Consider the following 24,623-nt stretch of genomic DNA (forward strand, 5'->3'; position numbering starts at 1 on the left):
CGTCTCCGTTGACTTGCTTAGTCCATGAATTTGTCGGTGAACCACGGGTCGAGCGCGGCGAGATTGTCGGGCAACTCGCGGCCTTGAGCGAGGCCGAGCATCGCCACGAGCATGTTCACCACGAGCAGATGGTTGATCCGCGCCGTGAGCGGCGTGTACAGCTCGGTGTTCTCATAGGCGGGCACGGCAATGGTCAGATCGCACGTCTGCGCGAGCCGCGAGCCGGGCGCGCAAATGGCGATGGTGATTGCACCCTTGCCCTTGGCCATGGCGGCGGCCATCACGAGCGACTTGGTCGAGCCGGAATGCGAGAAGAACACGGCCACTTCGTCGTTGCGCAAGGTTGGCGCGAGCAGCAACTGACGCTGGCTTTCGAGCACTACGCGGCAATGCAGCCCCAAGCGAAAGAACTTGTGTTCGGCATCGAAGGCAATGGTTTCGGAGATGCCGAGGCCGAACAGAAAGATGCCCTTCGCTTCGATCAGATACTTGGCCGCGCGCTCGATGGCGCTCGCATCGACATCCTTGGCGAAGCGCTGAATGGCGTGCAACGAGTTGTTGATGATCTTGTTGCAGACGTTCTCGGGCGCGTCGGCGTTGGTGATCGCTTCGTAATCGAAGGGCGCTTGCGGAATGAGACCCTGGCCCAGACGCACCTTGAAGTCCTGATAGTCCGCGCACTCGAAGCGCCGGAAAAAGCGCACCACGGTCGGGTCGCTCGTCTGCGCCGCTTCGGACAACTCGGCCATGCTCATCTTGAGCGCGGCTTCGGGCGCGCCCAGCAAGACATCGGCGATACGCAAGGTCGCGCCCGTCAGCGCAGGGTGTTCGAGCGCAATGCGCCGCAACAGGTCGTTTCTCATCAGGCTCCCGGCAGGCGCGACGCATTGAGCGCGGCGCACCTTGTTACTAGATCGGCGAACGAGTCGAGCCGGGCATCCTCGGCGACGGGAACGTCGGGTCCCGTGCCCCAGTTGACGATCAGGCAACGCACCTGCGCACGTTCGGCGCATTCGGCGTCGATGCGCGTATCGCCGATATAGAGCGCATGCTCGGGCGCGACGTCGAGCGCTTCGAGCGTCGCGAGCAGATGCCGGGGATGCGGCTTTCTCTGTGCAAGCATATCGCCTCCGATCACCGAGCTGAAGTACTGCTCGATGCCGAAATGCGCGAGCACCGCCTGCGCCAGATGCTGTGCCTTGTTCGTGCATACGCCGAGCTTGATGCCCGCCGCATGCAGCGCGGGAACTGCGGTGAGCGCGTCGGCGTACACGGTCGCTTCGCCAACCGGGTGCTGCTTGTAAATGGACAAATACGCTTCGACGTCGGCGCTTACGCGATCATGATCGAGCGTGAGACCCAAGCCCTTGTACAACTTGTCGATCAGCCCGAACGACCCTTCGCCGATGTACTGCGCCACGAAGCTCACCGTCTGCGGCGGCAGGCCATGCGTCGCGAGCAGACGATTCACCGCGTTGGCGATATCGGGCGCCGTGTCGACGAGCGTGCCATCGAGGTCGAACACGATGGCATCGACAGGAACTTCCGCGAGATTGACGGTCATCGGTTGGTGCTCTCCGGGTAGGCGGGTTCGGCTGCGATACGCTCATAGACCGGGCGCAACGTGTCGTACAGCGTGCGGAAGGTTTCGAAACGTGCGTCGTAGAGCGGCCCGAGCCGCGCGTCGGGACTGATGCGCTCCGTCACGCGCAAGGTGCTGACGGCTTCGTCGAGCGTGGTCCACCAGCCCGCGCCCACGCCGGCCGCGAGCACCGCGCCGTATGCGCCGCCTTCCGACGCGCCCGTGACGGTGGTGACTTCGCGTTGCAGCACGTCGGCAAGCAGGCGCAGCCAGAAGGGTTCGGCGGTCGCGCCACCGGACACCCGCACTTCGTCGCAGGCGAGGCCTGCGCTTGACCCCAGCGCCGCGATGGCGCGAATGTTCAACAACACGCCTTCCATGACGCTGCGCACGAGGTGCGAGGCGTCGTGCATCGAGGTGAGGCCGATCCACGCGGCACGGCCGTCGGCGGCAACGTGCGGGCAGCGTTCGCCAAGCAGATAAGGCAGGAACAGCAAGCCGTCCGATCCGGGCGCGGCGGCTTTGGCGAGATCGGTCATCTCCGAGAACGACAGCGCGGACGTCATGCGTCTTAGCGCACCGCGCAGCCATTCGAACGCGCCGCCCGCCGACAGCGTCACGCCCATCACATGCCAGCGGCCCGGCGCGTTGCCGCACGAAATCTGCAACTGGCCTGTCGCCACCGGACACTCCCGCATGCCGCCCGCGACGATACCCGCCGTGCCGATGGTCACGCCGAGCGGTCCGGTATCGATCGCGCCCATCGACGTGGTCTGGATTACCGAATCGCCGCCGCCGCCGAAGACGGGTGTATCGGCGGACAGGCCCCACGCTTGCGCAAGCTCAAGCCGCAAGACGCCCGCGCGTTCGGTCGATTCCACGACCTCCGGCACGAGGCTCGCGGGCAGGTCGAGCAGCGAGAGCAGCGCTTGCGACCAGGCGCGGCGCTTTACATCGAAGAGGCCGGTACCGGATGCATCGGAAACATCGGTGATATGTTCGCCCGTCAGACGCAGGCGCAGATAATCCTTCGGGTTCAGCATGCGCCTCATGCGCGCGAAGAGTTCGGGCTCGTGCTCGCGCATCCACAGGAGCTTGCCCGCAGTGAAACCCGGCAGCATGCGGTTCTGAACCATCGCAAGCAAGCCGTCGAGACCGCCCGCGCGCGCGGTGATCTCATCGCAATGGGGCGCCGCGCGTTGGTCGCACCAGAGAATCGCGGGGCGCAGCACGTTGTCGGCTTCGTCGAGCGCGGCAAGACCATGCATCTGACCCGACAGGCCGATACCCGCCACCGCACGGCGATCCGGCAGCGCGGCGAGCACTTCGGCCAGCGCGCTTTGCGTGGCCTGCCACCAGTGCTCCGGGTCTTGTTCCGCCCAGCCCGGACGCGGCGAGACGAGCGGATAAGACGCGAGCGCCTTCGCCGCCACGCGCCCGTTGCCATCCACCGCGATGACCTTGCACGCGGACGTCCCCACGTCGATGCCGAGAAGATAGCGTTCCATCGTCGCTCTCCGCTCAGGCGCCGTGTCGCAAACGCACGTGCTTCAGATGCAGATACCCTTCCATGCCTTCGCGGCCGTGCTCGTAGCCCGTGCCGCTCTGTTTGCGGCCGCCGTAGGGCGCGTTCATGATGCCCGCATCGACGTGATTGATGGCGACGTTGCCGAAGTCGAGTTCGCGCGAAAGCGTGAAGCTCTCCTTGACGTGCTCCGTGTACGCATAGGCCGCGAGTCCGGCGGGCGTGCCGTTGGCTGCATCGATGGCTTCGTCGAGCGTCTTGTAGGGCGCAACGCCGATCACCGGGCCGAAGGTTTCCTCGTGCATGACGAGCATCTCGGGCGTGCCATCGGCGATGACGGTCGGCGCGAGAAACAGGCCCGCGCCGGAACCGAGCGCGGAAGGACGCCCGCCGCCGCAGAGAATGCGCGCGCCGCGCTCGCGTGCATCGTCCAGATGCCGCTCTACCTTGACGACGCCCGCGCGCGTGGCCATTGGTCCGATATCCGCGCGTTCGTTGGCCACGCCATCGGCGACGACGAGTTTGTTCGCGCCTTCGGTTAGCCGCGCGAGAAACGCGTCGTAGACCGACTCTTGCACATACGCGCGATTGATCGAGATGCAGATTTGCCCGGCATTGCGAAACGCGCGCCGCAACGTGCCCGCGACGGCGAGATCGATATCGGCATGCGCGGTCACGATGAGCGGACAACTGCCGCCGAGTTCCAGCGACAGACCTGTGATGCCGCGCACCGTGCGATAGATGTCCTCGCCCGCCGTGCCCGAACCCGTGAACGCCACCTTATCGATACGCGGATGCCCGACGAGCCGCTTGCCCGCCTCGCGCGCGCCCATTACCAGATTGGCGACGCCCGCTGGCAAGCCCGCGCGATCCACGCAGCGAAACACGGCTTCCGCGCTCGAAGGCGTGTACTCGGAAGGCTTCACGACGACCGTGCAACCCGCCGCCAGCGAAGCCGCGAGCTTCCAGCCGATCAGTTCGACCGGATAATTCCACGGCGCAATGGCCGCGACCACGCCGACCGGTTCCTTCTCCACGAAACTGACGAAGCCATCCTCTTCGTTCGGAATGGTTTCGCCATAAATACGCACCGCCTCTTCCGCGTAATAGTGAAACGCCTTCGCGAGTTTGCGCGCTTCGCCTTGTGCTTCGGCCAATGGCTTGCCCATTTCCACCGTGATCGACATGGCGATCGCGCGTTCGTCCTTCGCGATTTCATCGGCGATAGCGTGCAGCAGGCGCGAGCGTTCGAACGGATTCACGCGCCGCCATGTTTTGAACGCGCGCGAGGCGGCTTCGATTGCGGAATCGATCACGTCCTGGCTCGCATCCGGCGCGCGGGAAACGACTTGCTCCGTGCTCGGATTCGTTACGTCGATCCATTCGCTCACGCCTTCTTTCGTGAAGCGTCCATCGATATACATCTCGCAGTGTCGTGGTTCTGTCATGGCGAAAAAGTGGTGAATGCGTTTATTGCGAGACGAAGTTGACGCGGATCGCGTCGACGGCCACCGCGACGAAAATCAGAATGCCGCCGATCATCTGCACGTAGAACGACGGCACTTCGGTGATCGCGAGACCAACGTGGATCACCGTGAGCAGCAGCACGCCGCCGAGAATGCCGAGCGCGCCGCCGCGTCCGCCGAACACGCTCACGCCACCGATGATCGGCGCGGCAATCGCATACAGCAGGAAGCCTTCGCCCTGATCCGAGGTAATGGCCATTTGCCACGCGGCAAGCAGATAACCCGCGACGCCCGAAAGAAAGCCCGACAACGTAAAGGCGATCACCTTCACGCGATTCACGCGAATGCCCGCCGAGTTGGCCGCGAGCGCGTTGCCGCCGGTCGCATACAGATAACGTCCGAGCACGGTCTTGCGCAGCAAAAAGCCCATGCCTAGCAGCACGACGAGAAACACGATAGGCATGACCGGCCAGTTGTTGATGGTGTACTGCCCGATCCAGATATAGCCGGCGGACATATCGGAGATGGTGTTGCCCTGCGTGACCGCAAGCAGCGAGCCTTGCAGCACGATCATCACGGCGAGCGTCTGGATCAGCGAGACCATCTTGAGGCGCGTCACGCACATGCCGTTGAAAAAACCGATAGCCGTCGCCGCCGCGATGCCCACCGGCACGCCGACAGCGGGCGACAAGCCGAGCCGCGTCGAAACGATCGCGCCGATGGCCGCCGAAAAGCCCATGTTGCTGGCGATCGAGAGGTCGATTTCCGCGACCATCAGCGGCAACGAAACCGCGAGCGCGAGCAAGCCAAGCACGGTTGCCTGCACGAGCACGTTCTGCAGATTCGAGAGCGTGAAGAAGAACGGATTGAGTACGCCGAACACGATCACGAGCGCCGCGAGCCAGAGCCACACGACGTTCTGAAAGACCCACTGCACGCCCGCTCTGCTGCGCTTCGTGCCCGGCGCCGCGCCCGCCTTCGACAACGTGGCCGGCGCCGGCGTGATATCGCTACCTGATTGCATGGACTCTCTCCTCATGTTTGGCTCGCGAGCGGTTCCGGCTCGGTTTGTACCGACGCGGTTTCGACGTTGAACGCCGATTGCAGGATCGCGTCCTTCTCTATCTGCGCGCCCGTGTATTCACGCTCGATGCGCCCGCCCACGAACACGCAGACGCGGTCCACCATGCGCACCATCTCGTCGAGATCGCTCGTGATGACGATCACCGAGAGGCCTTCGCGCGTCAGCGTATCGATGATTCGGTGGACTTCTTCCTTCACGCCGACGTCGATGCCGCGCGTGGGTTCATCGAGAATCAGAAGGCGCGGCGACGTGGCGAGCACGCGGCCGAGACACACCTTCTGCTGATTGCCGCCCGAGAGCGTGCCGAGCAGCACTTCGGGCGTGGCCGCCTTCACGCGAAAGTGTTCGAAATAGCGTTTGACGACGTGACGTTCCGCGCCCGCGTCGATCACGCCGCCGTGCGAGACATCCGCGAGACTCGACAGCGTGATGTTGTGCGCGATGCTCTGCAGACCGACGAGGCCATCGCGATGCCGGTCGTCCGACAAATACGCGATGCCGCGCTCGAACGCCGGACCCGGATGATTCGGCATGACGCTTGTGCGGCCGTCGTGCGAGACGCGACCGCTTTTTGCGCGATTCAGGCCGAAGAGCGCCAGCGCGAACTCCTTCGCGCCCGATCCCGGCAAGCCCGCGAAGCCGACGATCTCCCCCGGCGCAATCGAGAAGCGCTCCACGTCCACGCCCGGTGCGACCAGGTCTTCGACGAGCCACGCGGCGCCCGCCGCGTCGCCTGCGCCGCGTGCACGGGTGGCTTCGCGGTCGCGATAGAAAAGCGGCACGTCGCGGCCGATCACGAGTTCGGACAGGCCGTCGGAGTCGATCTGCGAGAGGTCGTCGTGCTCGCCCGCGAGTTTGCCGTTGCGCAGCACGGAGACGCCGTCGCAGATATCGAGAATCTCTTCGTTGTAATGCGAGATGAAGACGAAGGTCACGCCGCGCGCCTTCAGGCTGCGCATGAAGTCGAACAGATGCTCGCGGTCGGCGAGCGTCAGCGCGGTCGTGGGTTCGTCGAGAATCAGCAGCTTGCCGCCGCTATGCAGCGCACGCAGGATGTTGAGCTTGCGCTTGGCGACCGCCGACAGCAAACGCGCGGGCATGCGTGGATCGAAACCCGTTCCTTCGAGCGCGATCTCGACGCTTTGCATCTGCGCGCGCTGGTCCACCTGTTTCAAGAGGCCGCGCTTGACGGGCCAGCGGCCCAGCATGAGATTGTCGGCGACCGACATGGAGTCGACGATCATCGGTTCCTGCGTCACGAGGAACACGCCGCGCGCTTCCATCTGCTTGACGTCCGAGCCTTGCATGTCCTCGCCGTCGAAGGTGATGCTGCCTTCGGTCGGCGCCGTCTGGCCGGAAATGAGCCGCACGAGCGTCGATTTGCCCGCGCCGTTTTCGCCGAGCAGACCGTGAATGGTGCCGCGCCGGATGTTGACCGACACGCGATCCAGCGCGACTACCGCCTTGTAGCGCTTGACGACATCGTGCGTTCTCAGGATGTACTCGTTGCTGCTCATATCCGCCATGAAGCGAACCTCCGTTTGGCGATGGCGCGCGAAGCTCGCGCGCCGCCCTGCTCAACGTGAATCACCGGTGCATCAGGAGTAACGCAGTCCCCATTCGTTATAGGCGATGTTGCCCCACTGGCGTTTGTCCTTCACCGAGGAGGCATCGACGATAAACGGCTGGATCACGAGACTCGGGCCGGTCTCCGATTTGGTGATCTGCGCTTTCTCCCAAAAGTACTGGCTGTTCTGATACGGCCCGAGCGGCACCGGCTGGCCCTTCAGCGAATACTTGTCGAGCATGTCGACGGTGATCTGCGCGTAGGCGATCGGGTCTTGCGAAACCACCGCATCCATGTAGCCGTCCGCGATCCATTGCAGCGCGGCCGGCTCGCCGTCGATATTCACGAAGATCACGTGTCCCTGCTCGCCGACCTTCTTCCACTTGCCCTTTTGCTGCAAGGCCGTGACGATGCCGCGCGCGGGCGAATCGCTCGGCGCGTGGACGGCATCGAGATCGGGATACTCGGAGAGTGTCGAGAGCGTGACGGACAACATGTTTTTCAGAAGCCCTTCGGTCGGACGGCTGATGAGCTTGACGTCCGGATACTTCTTCATCGTCTCCTCGAAGCCTTCCTTGCGCAGCCGCCACGCCACCGATTGCAGCGCGCCGTAGCAGTTGAGCACCGAGCCTTTCGCCGACCCGTGCTTCTTCTTGAGCAGACCGACAATGGCTTCCGCCGCCATGATGCCGCCCTGATGATTGTCGAAGTCCACCGTCACCGCGACATCGCCGCCGAGCGCGGGGGTATCGATAATGCCGACGGGGATCTTCTTCATGTTGTACTTCTTGATGACGCTGACGATAGCCTGGCTGTCGATCGGGTCCGCGATGATCGCCGACGGGTTCTTCAACATCAGGCTGTTCCACTGTTCGAGCTGCGTCGTGTTGCTGAAGTTGGCGTTGACGGCCTGAAACGTCCAGCCCTTCGCTTCGACGGCGCGCTTCACCGCTTCCTGCTGCGTGGCGAAGAAGTAGTAATCCAGACTCTTGTTGCTATAAGGAACGAACACTTTCTGCTGGGCGAAAGCCTTGCCCGAGACCGACGAAAGCGCGACCGAACCGGCCGTGGCGGCAAGTCCCGCCAGGAACTTTCTACGCGATGCGACTTCCAGTGCTTCTTCCATAGTTGTTGTCTCCTCAACACCGATATGGCAGCGACATTCGCCACGGGACTTGCGCCTTGGGTCAGGTAGTAAATTTCTTTTTGACCGTAGTAATACGAACAAAATATACAAAACGCTGTGGGCGGGCGACAAGATAGGGTTTACTAGCTGACGCGCTGCAATACTATGTGCAGCAAGCCTTTCGGCGAATTTTCAGCGCAAATAAAGTGTCCGTTGCAAACGTAGCGTTACTATTTTTTGACATGATGTCGAGCGAACGGACTACGGCAACCCTTCATTTCGCCGACGAAGGCATCAGGGCGCGCGAAAGCTGAAGCTGGTAGAGATAAGACCAGCACGCTTGCTCACTCAAGGAGACACCACATGAACGACGCCACGCGTTATCGCGTGAATCCGGACGCCTTGCGCGCGTTCGTCGCCGAGGTTTATAGAAGCGTGGGCGCGAACACCGAGGACGCGCACGTCGCCGCCGATGCAATGGTGCAGGCCGACCTCTGGGGTCATCAGTCGCATGGGGTGTTGCGGCTCGGCTGGTACTACGCGCGGTTGCGTTCGGGCGCCATGAAGGCGTCGACCAGCCTGAGTTTTCCCGTCGATGCAGGCGCCGTCGCGGTCATGGACGGCGGCGACAGCATAGGTCCGGTGGTGGGACGCGCGGCGACGCTCGACGCAATCCGCCGCGCGAAGGCGCATGGCATCGGTGCGGTATCGGTGCGCAACTCTAATCATTTCGGCACGTGCATGTATTTCACGCGGATGGCGGCGAAAGACGGCTGCATCATGCTGTGCATGACCAACGGCGGCCCGAACATGGCGCCGTGGGGCGGGCTCAAGAAGATGATCGGCACCAATCCGTGGTCCGTGGCCGCGCCCGCCGGACGTTATGAACCGATGGTGATGGACGTGGCGAACTCGGGCGTCGCGCGCGGCAAGATCTTTCTCGCGCAGATGCGTCACGAACCGATTCCACTCGGCTGGGCCGTGGATTCACGCGGCCGCCCGACGACCGACCCTGTGGAAGGCCTCAAAGGTTTCATCCTGCCGATGGCAGAGCACAAAGGGTATGCCATCGGCACGATGGTCGACGTGCTTTCCGGCGTCCTCTCGGGCAGCGGGTGTCTGACGGACGTGCACGGTCCGTACGATCCGGTGAATCGCAGCCGCGCGGGGCATCTGATGATCGCGCTGAATGTCGCCGCATTTCAGCCGCTCGACGAGTTCAACGCGCGCATGGAGCGCTATGTGGAAGCGCTCAAGGCCGCGCCGCCCGCCGAGGGTGTCGACGAAGTGTTCTATCCGGGCGAGAAAGAAACGCGCGCCCAGCAGACTCAACTCGAAGAAGGATTGTGGCTGCCCGCCGATACCATCGCCGGGCTGGATGCGGTCGCCGCCGAAGCCAACGTGAAGATCGTGGCGCGCGACTGACCGCGTGAGACGCGTCGTTCAGGCAAACGTCGCTTCGTTCTGGCGGGCGGCGCGCGGCAGCATCCGGTCGAATTCACGCTTGACGATGCCGTAGCATTCGCACGCACGCTCTTCCAGACCGGCGCGGTCGAGCACCTTGATACAGCCACGGCTGTGGTGGATCAGACCCGCGTCGTGCAGCTTGCCTGCGGCTTCCGTCACGCCTTCGCGACGCACGCCGAGCATGTCCGCGATCATTTGCTGCGTCACGCGCAACTGAGCCGACGGGGTGCGGTCCGTTTGAATCAGCAGCCAGCGGCACAGTTGCTTCGAGAGCGAATGGTGACGATTGCAAGCGGCCGTTTGCGCGACTTGCGTCAGCAGGGCTTGCATATACAGCAGCATCACACGACGCAGAAAGTCCGACTTGCCGAAGTGTTCACGCAATGCGCCCGCGCTCATGCGATACGCAAAACCCGCGCACTGCACTTGAACGCGCGTCGGCATGGTGTCGCCGCCCGTCAGCACCGGAACACCCGTCATGCCTTCACGGCCCACTGCCGCGACTTCCACCGAGCCGCCGTCTTCCATCGTATGCAGAAGCGAGACGATAGCCGTGGTCGGGAAGTACACGTGGTGAATGCGTTGTCCGGAATCGCAAAGCAACTGCTCCGTGCGCAACTGGACGAGTTCCAGATGGGGAGCGAGAGCCTGCCATTCCTGAGTCGGAAGTGCGGCCAGCAGATGGTTGCCATGCAGATCGGATTGAAGGGTCAACATTTTTTATTCGCTTTATAAGAGCGCTTTCGCGCCGTACTTTTATCTGGTCCGCTCGCAGGTTTCGTGAGCGCATCTGGTGGCGTACATCGAAACATGTGGGGCCAGCCCCGTGAGCCTTGCATCGCCGCTTCGTGCCGTCACCGGCTACAGTGATGTTCGTGCTTTGTCGTACATAAGCGAGAGACGTGCCAGGAAGTGTCCGATCTATGTCCGATAAGGCATAGACGGCGATGCACGGAAGATGCGCGGCCGGCGGCCAAGCGCGCGATGCATTTTTGATTCAATTCTGAACATTTGCTGAAGGGGCGCAAATGGCGGGGCACCACCGGCCGAAACGGCTTTCGTCTGTGGGATGCCTTGCCGGGCTTAGGTTTCCGGCGCGTTTCACCTTATCAAACGTAGATTGCGCGCGATGCAAACGTGCCTGGAAGCACGCGTCAGCGGGAACGGCCAAAAATGTTGCAAACCTGTTCACTCCGCGAAGGCGCGAGTCGCGGAGCACGAGCAAGAATGCGGCCAATAGCCCGGTGAGGCGCGCTCGGCGCGACTTCGACCGTTTGCCTGGCGGGTTGTGAACGATGCCAGGCGGCCCGCAAGCGAAATTGCTGAAAGTGTTGCATCGCGCACAAGAGCGCTGCGGCTCTTCCGCAATATCGGCAAAAAGTGTTCAAGACTGAACCACTTTGAGGAGAGCAAGGTTTTGTCGAAGCGCGAAGGTCCAATCGGCATCGCGCGTCCATGTTGCTCACTCCACCAGTTCGCCTTCGAGAACCGATGCCAGAATCATCGCGTGGGCGTTGCGTGGCGCGGTGCGCCGACTCGGCCGATACACCGCGTCGCCGATCAATACCGGCTGGCCGCTCATTGCGCAGACGCCGGTGGTGCGTGCATGCGAGACGCGCCACATCTGATCGCCATAACAGCAGTGCGTGGAATCGCGCCACGCGATGATCGCCGTCGTCGACGAAGGACGTTCGATCAGGCTGATCGACAACCCGCGCTTTTCCAGCAGATCGCTTTTGGTCAGACGCTCGGGCGGCTTCTTCAAGATGCCGCTCAAACTCGCGTCTTCTGTTTTCACGCCCAGCATGAAAATGGTCCGTGCCCACGGGTCCATGATCTTCGCGCTTGCCTGCATGGTCTGACTCCTCAAAAATGGATGAACCTGCTCGTTTAAGAATTTGCAAATGGCGCATGAAACGTCAGACCAGAGCGCGCGTCTTCACGCGCCCGCTGATAACGTGGCGCTGACCGTTCGCTTGAATGCCGAGGTGTGACGAGGCTGAAAACGAATACCGCACGAAAGCGCGATATCGATGATGTGCTGCGATAAGAAGAGCAGTTCTCGCGCCTGTTCGATGCACCGCACCGAATGACGTGCGCGCTTCGCGATGCGGTGACGCGCATCGCCGCTGCCTGAAGTTTGCTGGAAGAGAATCATGGCGAATCCGTTCGTTTCCTTGAGGCTTGCCGGCTCGGTCGGAAGACCGGAACCCATGCATCAAAGTTAATCAAACGGACCCGCTGCGACTAGCCGTACCTTGGGTTGCCGGCGTCGCTGAAAGGTTTGGACAACCTATATCAAGGTTTAGTGTGGTTGATGCTCAGGTGCGCTGCACGCGCGACGGCGTGGTCGCGGACGCGGATGGCTTCACGCCGAGCGCTTTGGCCTTGAGCACGAAGTCGGCGAGCGAGCGCGATTCCATCTTCTTCATCGCCGCACCGCGATGAATCTTCACCGTGATCTCGCTCAGGTTCATCTCGGCGGCGATCTGCTTGTTCATCAGACCACTCGCGACGAATGCCATCACCTCGCGCTCACGCGGCGTAAGGCGAGCGTAGCAGCGGCGCAAGTCCGCCACGGAGCGGTCTTCGTTGCGCCGCACTTCGTCTTTCGCGAGCGCGTTCGCCACGGCGTCGAGCATGTCCTGATCGCGGAACGGCTTGGCGAGAAAGTCGATGGCGCCGCCTTTCATCGCCTTCACCGACATGGCGATATCGCCGTGCGCCGTGATGAAGATGATCGGCACGGAAAGGTCGCCCGCCGCAATCTGCTCCTGCACGGCAAGCCCGCTCTGCCCTTTGAGGCGCACATCGAGAATGAGGCAGCTCGGAACGTCCGGCATGTCGAAGGCCATGAACTCCTGCGCGGACGCGAACGCCTGCACCTGCAGGCCGACCGAGCGCAGCAGCATGGTGAGCGCGGTGCGCATGGAGTCGTCGTCGTCGACCACGTAGGCGATCGACTGGCTCGCGCCTTCCTCAGTTTCGTGGCTCACTGCATGTCTCCTCTTCGAGCGGCAAGACGAACTGCATCGACGCGCCCTGACCTTCCTGCGATTCGGCCCAGATGCGGCCGCCGTGTGCCTCGACGATGGATCGGCAGATCGACAGCCCCATGCCCATGCCATCTTTCTTGGTGCTGAAGAACGGGTTGAAGAGCGAGCCCGCATCTTTCTCGCTGATGCCAATGCCCGAATCTTCGACCGAAAGCTGCGCGTGACGCTCGTCCGCGAGCCGGGTGGCGACGCGCATGACGCGCTTGCGTCCGCTCACGCCGGACATGGCCTGCACGCCGTTCATCAGCAGATTGATGACGACTTGCTGAAGCTGCACGCGGTCGCCGCAAACCACTGGCGCGGGCTCGGCAAAAGTAGCGGAAAGCTCGACGCGCTGGCTTTGCAATTCGCGCCGCACGAGTTCGACCGATTCTCTCACGATCATATTCAGATCGACCAGCGCGGGTTGCGGATCGCGCTTTTGCGCCATGGAACGAATCTGGCGAATGATGTCCGTCGCGCGCTTGGCGTCGCTCGTCATCTGACTGATCGACTGCACCGCCTCGTGTACATTCGGCGGCTGACGGTTGAGCCAGCGAAACGCGGCGTCGCCCGCGGTTACGATGGCGGCGAGCGGCTGCGTGACTTCGTGCGCAATCGACGCGGCCATCTCACCGAGCGTCGTCACGCGCGTGACATGCGCGAGTTCCGAGCGCGAGCGGTCGAGCGCCTGTTCCGCGCGCTTGCGTTCCTCGATGTCGGTGTTCACGCCATACCAGCGCACGAGATTGCCTTCGGAATCGCGCAGCGGCGCGGCACCGATGTGCATCCAGCGAAACACGCCGTCGCCGCGCCGGATGCGCGCCGTCACTTCGAAGCCGCTGCTGGTGGCGAGCGCTTCGCGCCACGCGGCCTGCAACGCGGCGAAGTCTTCCGCATGCACGATCTCCTGCCAGATGTCGTGGCCGTCGTCCGCGAGCTTCACGCCGTACTCGTTCCAGCGGCGGTTGAGATAAATGAGGCGGCCATCGTTCGATGAACTCCACACCATGCCGGGAATGGCGTCGATGGTCGCGCGCAGTTCGTTCTTCTGGCGCAACAGCTCGCCTTCCATGCGCTTGGCGTCGGTGATGTCGTTGTTCGTCGCGAGAATGGCGAGCGGCTTGCCCCATTTGTCGCGCGAAAGCGTCCAGCGGCTCGACACGACCACCGTCTCGCCGCTCTTCTTCACGCGCTTGAGTTCACCTTGCCAGCTCCCACGCGAAAGCGTTTCGCGGCGAATGTCGTCGACGGGCATGGCCGCATCCGTCTGCGTGAGTCCGTGAATGGGCTGACCGATAGCCTGCTCGGAAGTCCATCCGTACAGCCGTTCCGCGCCCTGATTCCAGAACGTGATGCGGTCGTCCATGTCGTACACGACCACCGCGTCGTGCGTGAGATTGAGCAGTTCGACCTGCTTGCGCAAGGTGGCGGTGCTCGTCTGATTGCGCAGCGCGAGAAACGACACGGTCAGAATGGCGATGAGACTCACACCGCAACGCGCGATGGAACTGCCAGGGTCCTGCGCGTTGTGCGAGAGCATGAAGCCGAGCACCGTCGCCGCGACGCAGGCCCACGCGACTGCAATCGTGACAGGCCGCGATGCGACCGAAGCCACGAGCAGCACCACCACGACATACAGCACGGCAATGGCGATATCGAGCGGCGTGAATGCGTCGATGAGAAACACCGCGAGGCCGACTACCGTGGCCATCGCCTTGAGGGTGGTGGGATTGCCGAGGAAAGACTGCTCGGCTGCTTGGTCGAGCTTCATCGCGGCCTCATTGCGGAAAGCGGCCGCTCATTCATGCCCGATGGCCCGAGTAACGGACTGCCCAGATTCACATTGCGCGGATCTTTCATAGGACGAGAGAGCCTGAGCCCGGAAAGCGGGCCACTTCAAGGATGAGCGCCAGCGCCGCTGGCCCGGATGTCGTCGAGACAGTGCATTACCTGTGCGCCGTCGACAGGCTTGCCGAGCACGCACAGCGCGCCGACGTCCAGCGCCTGTTTGCGCATGGCGTCCGAAGCGAACGCGGAGATGAAGATGATAGGTGGCGCGACGCCGCGATCGACGAGTCTGCGGTACATCTCCACGCCCGAGATGCCTGGCATCTGGACATCCGAAATGATACACGCGACATCCGCGATCGAACCCGAATTCAGGAACGCTTCGCCGGAGTCGTAGAGCCGAACCTCCCAGCCAAGCGAGCGAACCAGGCTTGAGGTCGCGATGCGGACGGATTCGTCATCGTCGATGATCGAAACGACTGGGTTATTGAACACGCAACAAAGTCCTCGGGCCTAGTGTGCGGTGGCGGCGATAAACCAGGCGGCGGGCCGTCGACCGTGATGCCATGTTAAGTAAAAGCATCGGACGTGAAAATCATATTTATGTATGAGACGAAGCCGGTCTAATACCTTCGTATGAGCCGCTTAACCTTGCGTCTCATACCGCTTCATACGCGCGGCCTAACCATTCGGCGCAGGCAACGACGCCGTGCCGACTACTCATGCAAAGGTTTAGGCGCGTCATCTCTAACGGCCGCATGAGCGAACGCACGTAGGGATAGGCTCACCGCGCATCCGGACATAAAGTTACTCCAAGGTCGCAGCAACGAAAGCCTCACCGCTCAAGCAGACGACCTCATCGTATGCGAAGCCAGTGAATCGGCTTCCTAAGTAATGCCATCTGTCCATTACGTCATTCGGCTCCACACGGAAACGCCGAGCCTTTAAAGGAGTATCACCATGAACAAGTTTCTCGTCAGTCTCGCTTTCGCAGTCAGCGCCGTTGCCGCTCCCGCCATGTCGTATGCGCAGTCGAATCAGCCGGTGACGCGCGCCGAAGTGCGCGCCGATCTCGTGCGCCTGGAGAAGGCCGGGTACAAGCCCGCAGTGAACGACGACGCAACCTACCCCGCAGACATCCAGGCAGCCGAAGCCAAGGTCGCGGCGAGCTACGCGGCCACGCACGGCACGAGCGATGTAGGCGGCGTGGCATTGACCGGTGCGTCCGCCAGCGGCTCGAAGGTGTCCGCCGCTTCCAGAAACTGCGTCGGCCCCGCGGACTACTGCGTGCCGTATTTCGGCAGCTAAAGCCAAGCGGTACGGCGCCGGTCACTGCGGCATGCCGGACCGCACACGCGTACTGAATGCCACTCGGAGTTCCACATGAAAAACCTGTTGCTCTCTGCCGCGATGTTCGCGGTATCCGCCGCTTTTCTCACCTCGGCGCCCGTCATGGCGCAAGGCGAAAAGCCCGTGAAGAACATCGTGCTCGTGCACGGCGCCTGGGTCGACGGTTCCGGCTGGCAGCCGGTCTACGACATTCTGAAGAAGGACGGCTACCACGTCAGTATCGTGCAGGAGCCGCTGACTTCGCTCGATGACGACGTCGCCGCCACCAAGCGCGTGCTCGACTTGCAGCACGGACCGACGATCCTCGTCGGACACAGTTATGGCGGTTCGGTGATCACCGAGGCAGGCGAGCATCCGGATGTGGTCGGACTCGTGTACGTGGCCGCGCATGCGCCCAATGTCGGCGAGGACGAAAGCACGCTCGGCAAGGGCAAGCCGAGCTTCACCTCGAAGCAGGCCGGCGCGATCCAGAAGACAAGCGACGGTTATACGTTCCTGAATCCTTCCGCGTTTCCCAAGGACTTTGCCGCCGATCTTTCTTCAAAGGAAGCGACCTTCGAAGCGCATTCGCAAATGCTGACCGCAGCGAAAGTCTTCTCGGAGCCGCTCACGTCCGCTGCGTGGACCACGAAGCCGAGCTGGGGCATCGTCGCGGGCGCGGACAAGATCATCAATCCGGATCTGGAGCGCTGGTACTACGAGCGCGCGCATAGCCACATGACCGTGATTCCGGGCGCGAGCCACTCGGTGTACGAATCGCAGCCGGTTAAGGTGGCCGCAGTGATCGAGGACGCCGCGAAGCACGCGCAATAACCTGCAATAACGCGACCTTGGATAGACGAGACATCGACACTTCAAAGGTGCCGATGTCTTTTGCATGGCGTACGAGCCGCGACTGTGCAGGATTCAGGCGCGGTTTTTCTTCTGCTGTTAAATTAGGGGCCAGCCAAACCACCGATCGAGAGAATCCGATGGCTGAACAACCCGCATCCCCAATACGCCCGCTCATTCTTATCGCTATCGTCGTGGCCGTCGTGGTCGCCGCGTTCGCGTACACCGCCGGCTGGCTGTCGCCTACGCGACTCACGCCTGCGAAGATCGTCAATAGCCTCGCGCCACCGGGCGGACCCGCGCTCGGCTTCAGACGCAACCATGCGAAGGGCGTCTGCTTCACTGGCAACTTCGAGTCGAATGGCGGCGCGGCTTCACTATCCAAGGCGCAGCTTTTCGCGCCTGGCAATTACCCCGTGACCGGCCGATTCAACCTTGCGACGCCCGACCCGAAGACCGCCGATTCATCGGCGCGCGTGCGCGGACTGAGCTTGCGAATCGTCATGCCGGACCACAGCGAGTGGCGCTCCGCGATGATCGACGCGCCCTTCTTCCCCGTCGCCACGCCGGAAGCGTTCTATGAACTGCAGCGCGCATCCGCCCGAAAGGACGATCCTGACGCGATGAAGCAGTTCGCCGCCGCGCATCCGGAGATCGGCGCATTCGGCAAATGGGCGTCGAGCGCGCCGTTCACCGGCTCCTTCGCGGACGATCAGTACAACAGCCTCAATAGCTTCGTCTTCACGGACGCCTCCGGGCAAGACCGCGTCGTGCGCTGGTCGTTCGTGCCGGTGGCCAAGCCCGAGACCTTGACGGGCGATCAGCTGAAGCAGAAAGGCGCGAACTTTCTCGATGCCGACATCACGCAGCGCGTGCAGAGCGGGCCGCAACGCTGGACCATGGTCGTGACGGTGGCCAATCCCGGCGACCCCACGGCGGACCCGAGCAAGGCGTGGCCGGACGATCGCCAGAAGGTCGAAGCGGGCACGCTGGTCGTTACCGCGATCGAGGCCGAACCGGATGGCCCATGCCGCGATTTGAATTTCGATCCGGTGGTGCTTCCGCCCGGCATGCACGTTTCCGACGATCCGTTCCCTGCCGCGCGTTCGGCTGCCTACTCGGTGTCGTTCAACCGGAGAACCGCGGAGGACAAGGACTATCCGCATCAACCGGCGCAAGGAGCGAATCAATGAGCACGATCCACACACGCTTCTCGCCCCTGCAACGCGCGCTGCACTGGCTCATGGCGATTTGCATTCTGGCAATGCTGTTCATCGGCGTCGGCATGGTGTCCACCGTGCGGCCCGACTATCTCACGCTGGTGTCGATCCACAAGCCGCTCGGCGTGACGATTCTCGTGCTCGCACTGATCCGGCTGGTCGTGCGGCTCTTGCGCGGCGCGCCACCGTTGCCCGCCAATATGCCGGAGCCGATGAAGCTCGCCGCCCACCTCTCGCATCTCGCGTTTTATGCGCTGATGATCGGCTTGCCGCTCATCGGCTATGGCATGTTGTCGGCGGCGGATTATCCGGTCGTGGTGTTCGGCGTGCGATTGCCCTCCATTCTTCCGCATAGCAACTCGCTGCATTCGCTGCTTTGGGACGCGCACAAGTACCTGGCGCTTTGCTTCTTCGCGCTGATCGTCGTGCATCTCGCGGCGGCGCTGTTTCATGCGCTCGTGCGGCGCGACGGCGTGTTTCAGGCAATGGCGCCGTGGAGCGATCGCTGACGCGTACACAGGCGGCGCTTCTGTATGATGGCGGGCCACCATCATTCGAGGATTCATCGCCATGAGCGCAGCATCGCAATTCGATCAGGTTTCCGTCATCAAGCGCGCGAACGTTTATTTCGATGGCAAGTGCGTCTCGCATACGGTGCTTTTCGCCGACGGCTCGAAGAAGACGCTTGGCGTGATTCTGCCCGGCACGCTCGACTTCGGCACCGATGCGCCGGAACTGATGGAAGTGCAGGCGGGCCAATGCCGTATCCGTCTTCAAGGTAGCGATGAATGGAAGACCTACGGCGCCGGCGAGTCTTTCTCGGTGCCGGGGAAGAGCCGCTTCGATATAGAAGTGGTCGAGACGCTGGATTATGTTTGCAGTTATCTTTGACCTGGTTCAGAGGCTAGGGGCGAAGCGGCTGATCCGGCGTGATTGGCCGTTTTTCTCGGCGCCTGCGGTCAGATAGCACCGATCATCGACCAGACGCTGAAGATGAGAATCGCGAGAGAGACTGCCGACGCTATCCAGCCGGCCATCGCGCTCGTTCCGCCGCGCAGCTTCAGTTGCTCTGCGCGCTCGCCCGGCAGCAACACCTCAGCCTTGATCCGTTCGACTGCTTTCTCGACATGCGCGCGATAAATCAAGTTGCCTGAAAAAGCCCACGCGAACATCAATGCATAACTCGACACCTCGCCAAGCGAATCGCTCATCAAGCCGAGCAGCAGGTTCAGCAACGTGCCGCCAACGAAGACCGCGACCGCCTGCCAGTACATCTTGCGATACGCGAACCATACGGGACCGCCAAAGAACGCCGCGACATTCCACGTCGGCTTAATGTTTCCATTTTTGTCCTTGGCTGACCACTTGCCCGCGTAATACTCCACGTTCTTTCCGACAAAAGCGGCCATATCCTTATCCAAGCCAGCCGCTGCCGCAGTCGTAACCGTTCCCTTGATGCCTTCGTTGTTATCGAATTCCATGTCTTGCTTTAGTTGCTGTTGCATCTGTCCGCATGGAAGCGGACTCGAATTACCGAATGCGAACGACGTTTAGAACGCGTTTAATTCGGGCAGCAGACAATACACGCGCGACCCGCACTTGAAAAGTCAGGACGCGCGAGCCTTACAAAAATTTGCGCTTGCTTGTCGCCGTGTTCAGGCGAGCTTCGAAGCCAGACCGCTCACTGAAACACCACGGGCACCGGCCTCGTCAGCAAGTCCACGTACAGCTTGAAGAATCGATCATTATCGAACTTCGTGACATACGTGATCTTTTGCGGCGATGCCCCCGCAGCAGGCGTGTCCGGATACACCCGCACATGGCCCTGGTCCTCGCCGGGCGTCGTGTCGATATCCAGGTACGCGCTCTGCGTTTGCGTCGCGTAAGTTGGATCGCTGAAGTAAGCGATGGTCAGCGTGTCGTAGAGATCCGTGCTCGATGCGAACGCACCCGCATTCACGGTTGCATACGCCTTCGTCACGGCCGTCTGCCCGGTCGGCGGGTTGACGATCTGGTTGTAGATGCTCTCGGTCAACGGCACGGTGTTGGTCACATCGAGCGGAATGACGGTTTGCGGAATCGACGTCTGCAAGAGCGTGCGCACCGCGAGCGGATCGAACCACCAGTTGAGCTCGCCGACTGCATTGGCGTTGCCCGGCACGTTCATCGCGCCGCCCATGTAGACGATCTGCTTGATGAGCGGCACGATCTCCGGCGCCTTCTGCACCGCCGTCGCGAGATTGGTGGGCGGCCCGACTTCGAGAATCGTCACTTCATGCGGATAACGTTTGATCGTGTCGATGAGAAAGTCGGCGGCGGCTTGCGTCTGTAACTTGGTCGAGGTTGCGAAGCCGTCCGGCGGCGCGGTGAGCTGCGCTTGCGAAGTCGGCTCGGGACGCGACCACGCGCCGAAGTATCCGTTCGGATTCGCGGCCTGCTGCTCGCGGATGCTCGTCACATCGTATTGCAGCGGATAATCCGCGCCACCGTACACGCCGACCTTGTTCTGCACGCCCATGCGTTCGACGGCCTTCAACGCATCGGCTTCTTCTTGCAGCAACCAGTCGTTGCCCGTCACCACGCACAGGCCGAGCAGATTCACCTTGCCCTGTCCCATCAACTGCGTGGTCATGGCGAAGAGCTGGCCGTCGTCGCCCATGGTGTTGAAGTCGGAGTCGATCACGATCTTCGGCGCGTTCGTGTATGCGTTGTGGTCGTCGGATGAGCCGCCGCAAGCGGCAAGCACCGCGACGACACAAAGGGAAAGAGTCAAGCCTGCTGCAGTGCAACGTCGCATGATGCTGTCTCCGGATCGTTATATTCGAGTGATCACGTCATCGCGGACGGTGATTCATTCTACGACCGTTTGAGCAGATACGACTACGCTTCGATCGGCGAGCCGTCCTTGCGCACGAACCGGCCATCGGCGTTGGCACTCATCATGTCGATGTCGGAACACGTGGTGAGATCGGGCCACGCGCGCGAGCCGACTTCGAGATACACCGCCATTTCCCGCGACCGGTTGATCATGTGATGCCCGTTGCCCGTGCCTTTAGCGAACGCGGCGCAATCGCCCGCACGCAACATGGTTTCGCCTTCGTCTTCGATCAGCACGAGTTCGCCCTGCAGCACATATACGAACTCGTCCTCGTGCGAATGCCAGTGACGCTGACTCGACCAGCTTCCCGGCGGCAAGTGCATCAAATTCACGCCGAAGTCCGTCAAGCCGCCAGCATCGCCAAGACGCCGACGGATGCGCGCGGCGCATGGTTGATCGTAAGGCGGTGGATAGCCGGAGCCTTGGTGCTCGGGCACATTGGCAAGATCGATTTTCGGCATGATGCGGCTCGTTTTGGAAAGTCGCGGAAAAAGCGCTTGTGCAAGGGTGTAGAAAGAATACGCTACGATGCACGTTTTCTTCGCAAGCCCGCCGTATCTTCGTGACCGCTTCTGAATTCAAAGCCCTGGCGCGCGCATTCCTCGTTCGCCTTGCCGTCAAGCTTCGCCCGCATGCGCGTGTGCGCACGCTGCTGCTATTGCCCGCGCTTTTCGTGCTCTATGTGCTGGTGCTGATTCCCTTCACGCCCGGCATTCGCGACCTGCGCCGCGCGAAGGTGGATCAACCCGCGCAAATCTATTCCGCCGATGGCAAGCTGCTCGCCGAATTCAAGCCAACGCATCGCGAATGGGTGAGCCTCAAAGACGTCTCGCCGCAAGTGATCGACGCGCTCATCGCAACTGAAGACAGGCGATTTCATGAGCATCATGGTATTGACTGGCGACGCACGGCATCGGCCGCGCTGCATACGTTCAAAGGCCAGAAACAGGGCGGTTCCACGCTTACGCAGCAGCTCGCGCGCAATCTTTATCCCGATGACATCGGCCGCTCGCAGACGCTCACGCGCAAAGTGAAGGAGGCCATCACCGCGTTCAAGATCGAAGCGGTCTATTCGAAGGAAGAGATTCTCGAAACGTATCTGAACACGGTGCCGTTCTTGTATAACGCGTATGGCATCGAGATGGCCGCACGCACTTACTTCGATAAATCCGCGAGCGAACTCGACGTGCTCGAAAGCGCGACGCTCATTGGCATGCTGAAGGGCAACAGCTACTACAACCCGGTGATCAACCCCGAACGCGCGCTCGACAGACGCAATATCGTGCTCGGGCAGATGGTGCGCTTCGGCCATCTCGCGCCTGCGAAGCTCGAAGCGTTGCAGAAGAAGCCGTTGCGCATCGACTTCGAACGTCAGACCGAGGAGCCGGGACGGGCGCCGCATTTCGCGCAACAGTTACGCAAGTGGCTGATCGCGTGGGCCGACGACAACGACTTCAACATCTATTCCGATGGTCTCGTCGTGCGCACGACGCTCGACTCGCGTTTGCAGACGATGGCCACGCAATCGCTTACGTGGCAAGGCAATCAGTTGCAGTCCATCGCCAATGCGGCTTGGGGCGGGCGCGGTGGCTGCGCGAATGCGAACGCGGACCTTGCACATGCGTTCATCCGCGAGACGAGCGAGTATCGCGTGGCGCGCGATGGCGGAGCGAACGACGCCGACGTCATCAAGAGCCTTAGCGCGAATCGCACGTTCATGCAGGCGTTATGCGAGAACAAGACGCGCGTGCAGGCCGGCTTTTTAGCGCTAGATCCGCGCAACGGGCAGATCAAGGCGTGGGTCGGCAGCCGCGACTTCACGCAAGACCCGTTCGATCATGTGCAACAGGCGCGCCGTCAGCCGGGCTCGACATTCAAGCCGTTCGTGTATGGCGCGGCCTTCGCGCGCGGCTCGAAGCCCACGGATACGATCATCGATCAGGCGGTGGAGATTCCCATCAAGGGCGAGGAAACCTGGCGTCCCACCGACGATTCGCCGCCAAGCGGCCGGCCGGTGAGTCTGCGCGACGGCATCGCGTATTCGAAGAACCGCATCACCGCGCAACTGATGCAGCAAGTGGGTCCGGCGCGCGTGGCGCGACTCGCGCGCGACATGGGCGTGCGCGAAAGTCATCTCGACGTGGTGCCTTCGCTTGCGCTCGGCACGAGCCCGGTAACGCTCAAGGAGATGGTGGCGGCTTACGGCACCATTGCCAACGACGGCAACTACATGGAGCCGCTGCTCGTGACGCGCATCGAGAACAAGGATGGCGAGGTGCTCGCGCAATTCGAAAGCAAGCCGGAACGCGCGCTGTCGGTCGATGCCACGCGCAAGCTCGTCGACGTCATGCGCGATGTCGTCAATCGCGGCACGGGCACGCTGATCCGCACGCGCTTTGGCATTCGCGGCGACGTCGCGGGAAAGACCGGCACGACGCAAGACAACGCGGACGGCTGGTTCATCCTGATGCAGCCGCAACTCGTGGCGGGCGCTTGGGTCGGCTTCAACGACAGCCGCGTGACCTTGCGTAGCGATTACTGGGGACAAGGCGCACACAGCGCATTGCCGATGATCGGCGACTTCACGCAACGGGCGATGCGTTCGCATCTGATCGATGCCCGTGCACGCTTCGATACGCAGGAAGTGCCGGGCATGTGGGACATCATGGCGACGCGTGTGAAGACGTGGTTTGCCGAGACGTTTTCGAAAGCGCCGAAACCCGCGCAGACGCCTCAGCACGCACCGCGCGCGCGTCGTTCACCCGCCACGCGTACCGCGCCCGCTGCTGAAGTCACGGAAGAAAAAGCGCAGCCGCCCGTCTTCGACACATTGCCGCCGATACTTCCCGCGCCTGCGGAACCGGCCTCGCCGACACGTCAGGAATAAGGTTAGCAAACGTTCTCTAAAGTTTCCTTGTACCGCTCCGTTAACTCGGATGTCTCCTGACATGACCGCGTGAATCATGGCGTCCGCCTCTCCGGCGGCAATTCTTGCCATATCGCACAGACGCGCTCGGGTCTTATCCTCAAGGAATTCTTGCAATGATGAAAACGTTGGTCGCGCTTGCGGCGGGTATCGCCGCGCTTTCCGCCCCTCTCGCGCACGCACGCGAAATCTATGGACAAGTCGGCACCGAAGGCGTGGGTATCGGCTATTCGGAACCGCTTGGCACGCGCGATAACGTGCGCGCCGAATTCAACGGCATCGCCTTCTCGCACAACTTCAATGCGGGCGGGCTGCATTACGACGGCACCGCGCACATCTATCACGGCGGTCTTTATCTCGACTTCTTTCCCGCACCGAACACGGTGGCCTTCCGTCTGACGGCTGGCGCGCTGATAGGCGGCGACAACGTGGACGCCGTCGCGACAAGCCCGACCGACACCTACACGTATCACGGCACAACCTACAACGTGGCCGGCGAGCAGATCCACGCGAAGGCGCGATTCCCGACGGTGCGCCCGTATGTCGGCATCGGTTTCGGTCACACGCCGGTGGCGCAGAAAGGCTTCTCCGCGTTCTTCGATGCAGGCGTGGCTTTTGGCCGTCCGCATGTCGATTACGACGTGCCCGCCGAAGTCGTCGCGATCACTGGTCAGGCTTTCGTCGATCAGGAAAAGCAGGACTTGCAGGACAAGGCCGACAAGTTGCGCTTTTATCCGATCGTCAAGGTCGGCGTGACGTATCGCTTCTAAGCGGC

The 24,623-nt window shown here is 62.1% G+C and carries 24 protein-coding genes; 8 read left to right on the forward strand and 16 right to left on the reverse strand.

The genetic code is table 11. The features are described 5' to 3' along the window. Positions 1–17: 17 nt before the first annotated feature. The 7 genes from P9292_RS37090 to P9292_RS37120 all read right to left on the reverse strand — a co-directional run bounded on the left by P9292_RS37090 (position 18) and on the right by P9292_RS37120 (position 8,350). A complete protein-coding gene (locus P9292_RS37090) occupies positions 18–863 on the reverse strand; it encodes a MurR/RpiR family transcriptional regulator (RefSeq protein WP_244831884.1) in 846 nt (281 codons plus the stop codon). Next, the gene (locus P9292_RS37095; protein WP_250468127.1) at positions 863–1,564 is read right to left on the reverse strand and encodes an HAD-IA family hydrolase; all 702 of its coding nucleotides are present in this window, start codon (positions 1,562–1,564) and stop codon (positions 863–865) included. Before P9292_RS37095 ends, P9292_RS37090 begins: the two co-directional genes overlap by 1 nt. Further along, positions 1,561–3,090 (reverse strand): xylulokinase, encoded by a 1,530-nt coding sequence (gene xylB, locus P9292_RS37100; protein WP_250468126.1) that lies wholly within the window; start codon positions 3,088–3,090, stop codon positions 1,561–1,563. Before xylB ends, P9292_RS37095 begins: the two co-directional genes overlap by 4 nt. A 13-nt stretch (positions 3,091–3,103) precedes the next feature. Continuing rightward, positions 3,104–4,555, reverse strand: coding sequence for an aldehyde dehydrogenase family protein (locus P9292_RS37105; protein ID WP_309964503.1), 1,452 nt, complete (start codon positions 4,553–4,555; stop codon positions 3,104–3,106). Positions 4,556–4,577: 22 nt separating this feature from the next. Further along, complete coding sequence (locus tag P9292_RS37110) at positions 4,578–5,597, reverse strand: ABC transporter permease (protein ID WP_250468124.1); 1,020 nt, start codon at positions 5,595–5,597, stop codon at positions 4,578–4,580. Positions 5,598–5,608: 11 nt separating this feature from the next. Then, entirely contained in the window at positions 5,609–7,183 is a 1,575-nt protein-coding gene (locus tag P9292_RS37115; protein WP_244831889.1) for a sugar ABC transporter ATP-binding protein, read from the reverse strand. A 72-nt stretch (positions 7,184–7,255) separates the two neighbouring features. Next, entirely contained in the window at positions 7,256–8,350 is a 1,095-nt protein-coding gene (locus P9292_RS37120) for a sugar ABC transporter substrate-binding protein (RefSeq protein ID WP_244831890.1), read from the reverse strand. A gap of 363 nt (positions 8,351–8,713) precedes the next feature. Between P9292_RS37120 and P9292_RS37125 the strand changes: the two genes are divergently transcribed. After that, positions 8,714–9,775 carry an Ldh family oxidoreductase gene (locus P9292_RS37125; protein WP_309846371.1) on the forward strand — a complete coding sequence of 354 codons (1,062 nt, stop codon included), beginning with the start codon at positions 8,714–8,716 and terminating at the stop codon, positions 9,773–9,775. Positions 9,776–9,793: 18 nt separating this feature from the next. On the opposite strand, the gene P9292_RS37130 is transcribed toward P9292_RS37125, so the two are convergent. From P9292_RS37130 to P9292_RS37155, 6 genes are all read right to left on the reverse strand, one after another. Beyond that, a complete protein-coding gene (locus P9292_RS37130; protein WP_309846373.1) occupies positions 9,794–10,534 on the reverse strand; it encodes a Crp/Fnr family transcriptional regulator in 741 nt (246 codons plus the stop codon). Between the two features lie 745 nt (positions 10,535–11,279). Then, complete coding sequence (locus P9292_RS37135; protein ID WP_250493806.1) at positions 11,280–11,672, reverse strand: DUF3331 domain-containing protein; 393 nt, start codon at positions 11,670–11,672, stop codon at positions 11,280–11,282. An 84-nt stretch (positions 11,673–11,756) separates the two neighbouring features. Then, entirely contained in the window at positions 11,757–11,975 is a 219-nt protein-coding gene (locus tag P9292_RS37140) for a hypothetical protein (protein WP_309964506.1), read from the reverse strand. A gap of 163 nt (positions 11,976–12,138) precedes the next feature. After that, positions 12,139–12,813 carry a response regulator gene (locus P9292_RS37145; protein ID WP_309964508.1) on the reverse strand — a complete coding sequence of 225 codons (675 nt, stop codon included), beginning with the start codon at positions 12,811–12,813 and terminating at the stop codon, positions 12,139–12,141. Next, entirely contained in the window at positions 12,797–14,626 is a 1,830-nt protein-coding gene (locus P9292_RS37150; RefSeq protein ID WP_309964509.1) for a PAS domain S-box protein, read from the reverse strand. Before P9292_RS37150 ends, P9292_RS37145 begins: the two co-directional genes overlap by 17 nt. Before the next feature lie 125 nt (positions 14,627–14,751). Next, positions 14,752–15,138: a response regulator transcription factor gene (locus P9292_RS37155; protein ID WP_244831896.1), complete on the reverse strand. Its 387-nt coding sequence runs from the start codon at positions 15,136–15,138 to the stop codon at positions 14,752–14,754. 465 nt (positions 15,139–15,603) lie between these two features. Between P9292_RS37155 and P9292_RS37160 the strand changes: the two genes are divergently transcribed. The 5 genes from P9292_RS37160 to P9292_RS37180 all read left to right on the forward strand — a co-directional run bounded on the left by P9292_RS37160 (position 15,604) and on the right by P9292_RS37180 (position 18,935). Further along, positions 15,604–15,951 (forward strand): DUF4148 domain-containing protein, encoded by a 348-nt coding sequence (locus P9292_RS37160; RefSeq protein ID WP_244831897.1) that lies wholly within the window; start codon positions 15,604–15,606, stop codon positions 15,949–15,951. A 75-nt stretch (positions 15,952–16,026) separates the two neighbouring features. Further along, positions 16,027–16,806, forward strand: coding sequence for an alpha/beta hydrolase (locus P9292_RS37165; RefSeq protein ID WP_309964511.1), 780 nt, complete (start codon positions 16,027–16,029; stop codon positions 16,804–16,806). Positions 16,807–16,964: 158 nt separating this feature from the next. Beyond that, positions 16,965–18,017 carry a catalase family peroxidase gene (locus P9292_RS37170; RefSeq protein WP_250467756.1) on the forward strand — a complete coding sequence of 351 codons (1,053 nt, stop codon included), beginning with the start codon at positions 16,965–16,967 and terminating at the stop codon, positions 18,015–18,017. Continuing rightward, a complete protein-coding gene (locus P9292_RS37175) occupies positions 18,014–18,553 on the forward strand; it encodes a cytochrome b (RefSeq protein WP_309846388.1) in 540 nt (179 codons plus the stop codon). The genes P9292_RS37170 and P9292_RS37175 overlap by 4 nt, the downstream gene beginning before the upstream one ends. Positions 18,554–18,614: 61 nt before the next feature. After that, positions 18,615–18,935 carry a pyrimidine/purine nucleoside phosphorylase gene (locus P9292_RS37180; protein WP_250467757.1) on the forward strand — a complete coding sequence of 107 codons (321 nt, stop codon included), beginning with the start codon at positions 18,615–18,617 and terminating at the stop codon, positions 18,933–18,935. A 68-nt stretch (positions 18,936–19,003) separates the two neighbouring features. Here P9292_RS37180 and P9292_RS37185 read toward each other — a convergent pair whose 3' ends face one another. From P9292_RS37185 to P9292_RS37195, 3 genes are all read right to left on the reverse strand, one after another. Beyond that, positions 19,004–19,549 (reverse strand): DUF2628 domain-containing protein, encoded by a 546-nt coding sequence (locus P9292_RS37185; protein ID WP_309964513.1) that lies wholly within the window; start codon positions 19,547–19,549, stop codon positions 19,004–19,006. Positions 19,550–19,725: 176 nt separating this feature from the next. Further along, positions 19,726–20,841 (reverse strand): nucleoside hydrolase, encoded by a 1,116-nt coding sequence (locus tag P9292_RS37190; RefSeq protein WP_250527096.1) that lies wholly within the window; start codon positions 20,839–20,841, stop codon positions 19,726–19,728. Positions 20,842–20,924: 83 nt separating this feature from the next. Further along, a complete protein-coding gene (locus P9292_RS37195; protein ID WP_244831903.1) occupies positions 20,925–21,383 on the reverse strand; it encodes a cupin domain-containing protein in 459 nt (152 codons plus the stop codon). Between the two features lie 101 nt (positions 21,384–21,484). Here P9292_RS37195 and P9292_RS37200 point away from each other — a divergent pair, with 101 nt between their 5' ends. Both P9292_RS37200 and P9292_RS37205 read left to right on the forward strand, forming a co-directional pair. Continuing rightward, complete coding sequence (locus P9292_RS37200) at positions 21,485–23,809, forward strand: transglycosylase domain-containing protein (protein WP_309964518.1); 2,325 nt, start codon at positions 21,485–21,487, stop codon at positions 23,807–23,809. A gap of 155 nt (positions 23,810–23,964) precedes the next feature. Then, positions 23,965–24,618 (forward strand): hypothetical protein, encoded by a 654-nt coding sequence (locus P9292_RS37205; RefSeq protein ID WP_244831905.1) that lies wholly within the window; start codon positions 23,965–23,967, stop codon positions 24,616–24,618. Positions 24,619–24,623: the final 5 nt, after the last annotated feature.

The organism is Caballeronia sp. LZ001 (assembly GCF_031450875.1).
In the GTDB taxonomy this organism is placed as follows: domain Bacteria; phylum Pseudomonadota; class Gammaproteobacteria; order Burkholderiales; family Burkholderiaceae; genus Caballeronia.

What these genes read in the sequence shown, in the direction of transcription:
- P9292_RS37190 (WP_250527096.1), bottom strand. Translation starts at nt 20,841, where the DNA reads ATGCGACGTTGCACTGCAGCAGGCTTGACTCTTTCCCTTTGTGTCGTC.
- P9292_RS37180 (WP_250467757.1), top strand. Translation starts at nt 18,615, where the DNA reads ATGAGCGCAGCATCGCAATTCGATCAGGTTTCCGTCATCAAGCGCGCG.
- P9292_RS37150 (WP_309964509.1), bottom strand. Translation starts at nt 14,626, where the DNA reads ATGAAGCTCGACCAAGCAGCCGAGCAGTCTTTCCTCGGCAATCCCACC.
- P9292_RS37160 (WP_244831897.1), top strand. Translation starts at nt 15,604, where the DNA reads ATGAACAAGTTTCTCGTCAGTCTCGCTTTCGCAGTCAGCGCCGTTGCC.
- xylB (WP_250468126.1), bottom strand. Translation starts at nt 3,090, where the DNA reads ATGGAACGCTATCTTCTCGGCATCGACGTGGGGACGTCCGCGTGCAAG.
- P9292_RS37105 (WP_309964503.1), bottom strand. Translation starts at nt 4,555, where the DNA reads ATGACAGAACCACGACACTGCGAGATGTATATCGATGGACGCTTCACG.
- P9292_RS37135 (WP_250493806.1), bottom strand. Translation starts at nt 11,672, where the DNA reads ATGCAGGCAAGCGCGAAGATCATGGACCCGTGGGCACGGACCATTTTC.
- P9292_RS37125 (WP_309846371.1), top strand. Translation starts at nt 8,714, where the DNA reads ATGAACGACGCCACGCGTTATCGCGTGAATCCGGACGCCTTGCGCGCG.
- P9292_RS37205 (WP_244831905.1), top strand. Translation starts at nt 23,965, where the DNA reads ATGATGAAAACGTTGGTCGCGCTTGCGGCGGGTATCGCCGCGCTTTCC.
- P9292_RS37175 (WP_309846388.1), top strand. Translation starts at nt 18,014, where the DNA reads ATGAGCACGATCCACACACGCTTCTCGCCCCTGCAACGCGCGCTGCAC.
- P9292_RS37090 (WP_244831884.1), bottom strand. Translation starts at nt 863, where the DNA reads ATGAGAAACGACCTGTTGCGGCGCATTGCGCTCGAACACCCTGCGCTG.
- P9292_RS37130 (WP_309846373.1), bottom strand. Translation starts at nt 10,534, where the DNA reads ATGTTGACCCTTCAATCCGATCTGCATGGCAACCATCTGCTGGCCGCA.
- P9292_RS37120 (WP_244831890.1), bottom strand. Translation starts at nt 8,350, where the DNA reads ATGGAAGAAGCACTGGAAGTCGCATCGCGTAGAAAGTTCCTGGCGGGA.
- P9292_RS37110 (WP_250468124.1), bottom strand. Translation starts at nt 5,597, where the DNA reads ATGCAATCAGGTAGCGATATCACGCCGGCGCCGGCCACGTTGTCGAAG.
- P9292_RS37140 (WP_309964506.1), bottom strand. Translation starts at nt 11,975, where the DNA reads ATGATTCTCTTCCAGCAAACTTCAGGCAGCGGCGATGCGCGTCACCGC.
- P9292_RS37095 (WP_250468127.1), bottom strand. Translation starts at nt 1,564, where the DNA reads ATGACCGTCAATCTCGCGGAAGTTCCTGTCGATGCCATCGTGTTCGAC.
- P9292_RS37115 (WP_244831889.1), bottom strand. Translation starts at nt 7,183, where the DNA reads ATGGCGGATATGAGCAGCAACGAGTACATCCTGAGAACGCACGATGTC.
- P9292_RS37165 (WP_309964511.1), top strand. Translation starts at nt 16,027, where the DNA reads ATGAAAAACCTGTTGCTCTCTGCCGCGATGTTCGCGGTATCCGCCGCT.
- P9292_RS37170 (WP_250467756.1), top strand. Translation starts at nt 16,965, where the DNA reads ATGGCTGAACAACCCGCATCCCCAATACGCCCGCTCATTCTTATCGCT.
- P9292_RS37185 (WP_309964513.1), bottom strand. Translation starts at nt 19,549, where the DNA reads ATGCAACAGCAACTAAAGCAAGACATGGAATTCGATAACAACGAAGGC.
- P9292_RS37195 (WP_244831903.1), bottom strand. Translation starts at nt 21,383, where the DNA reads ATGCCGAAAATCGATCTTGCCAATGTGCCCGAGCACCAAGGCTCCGGC.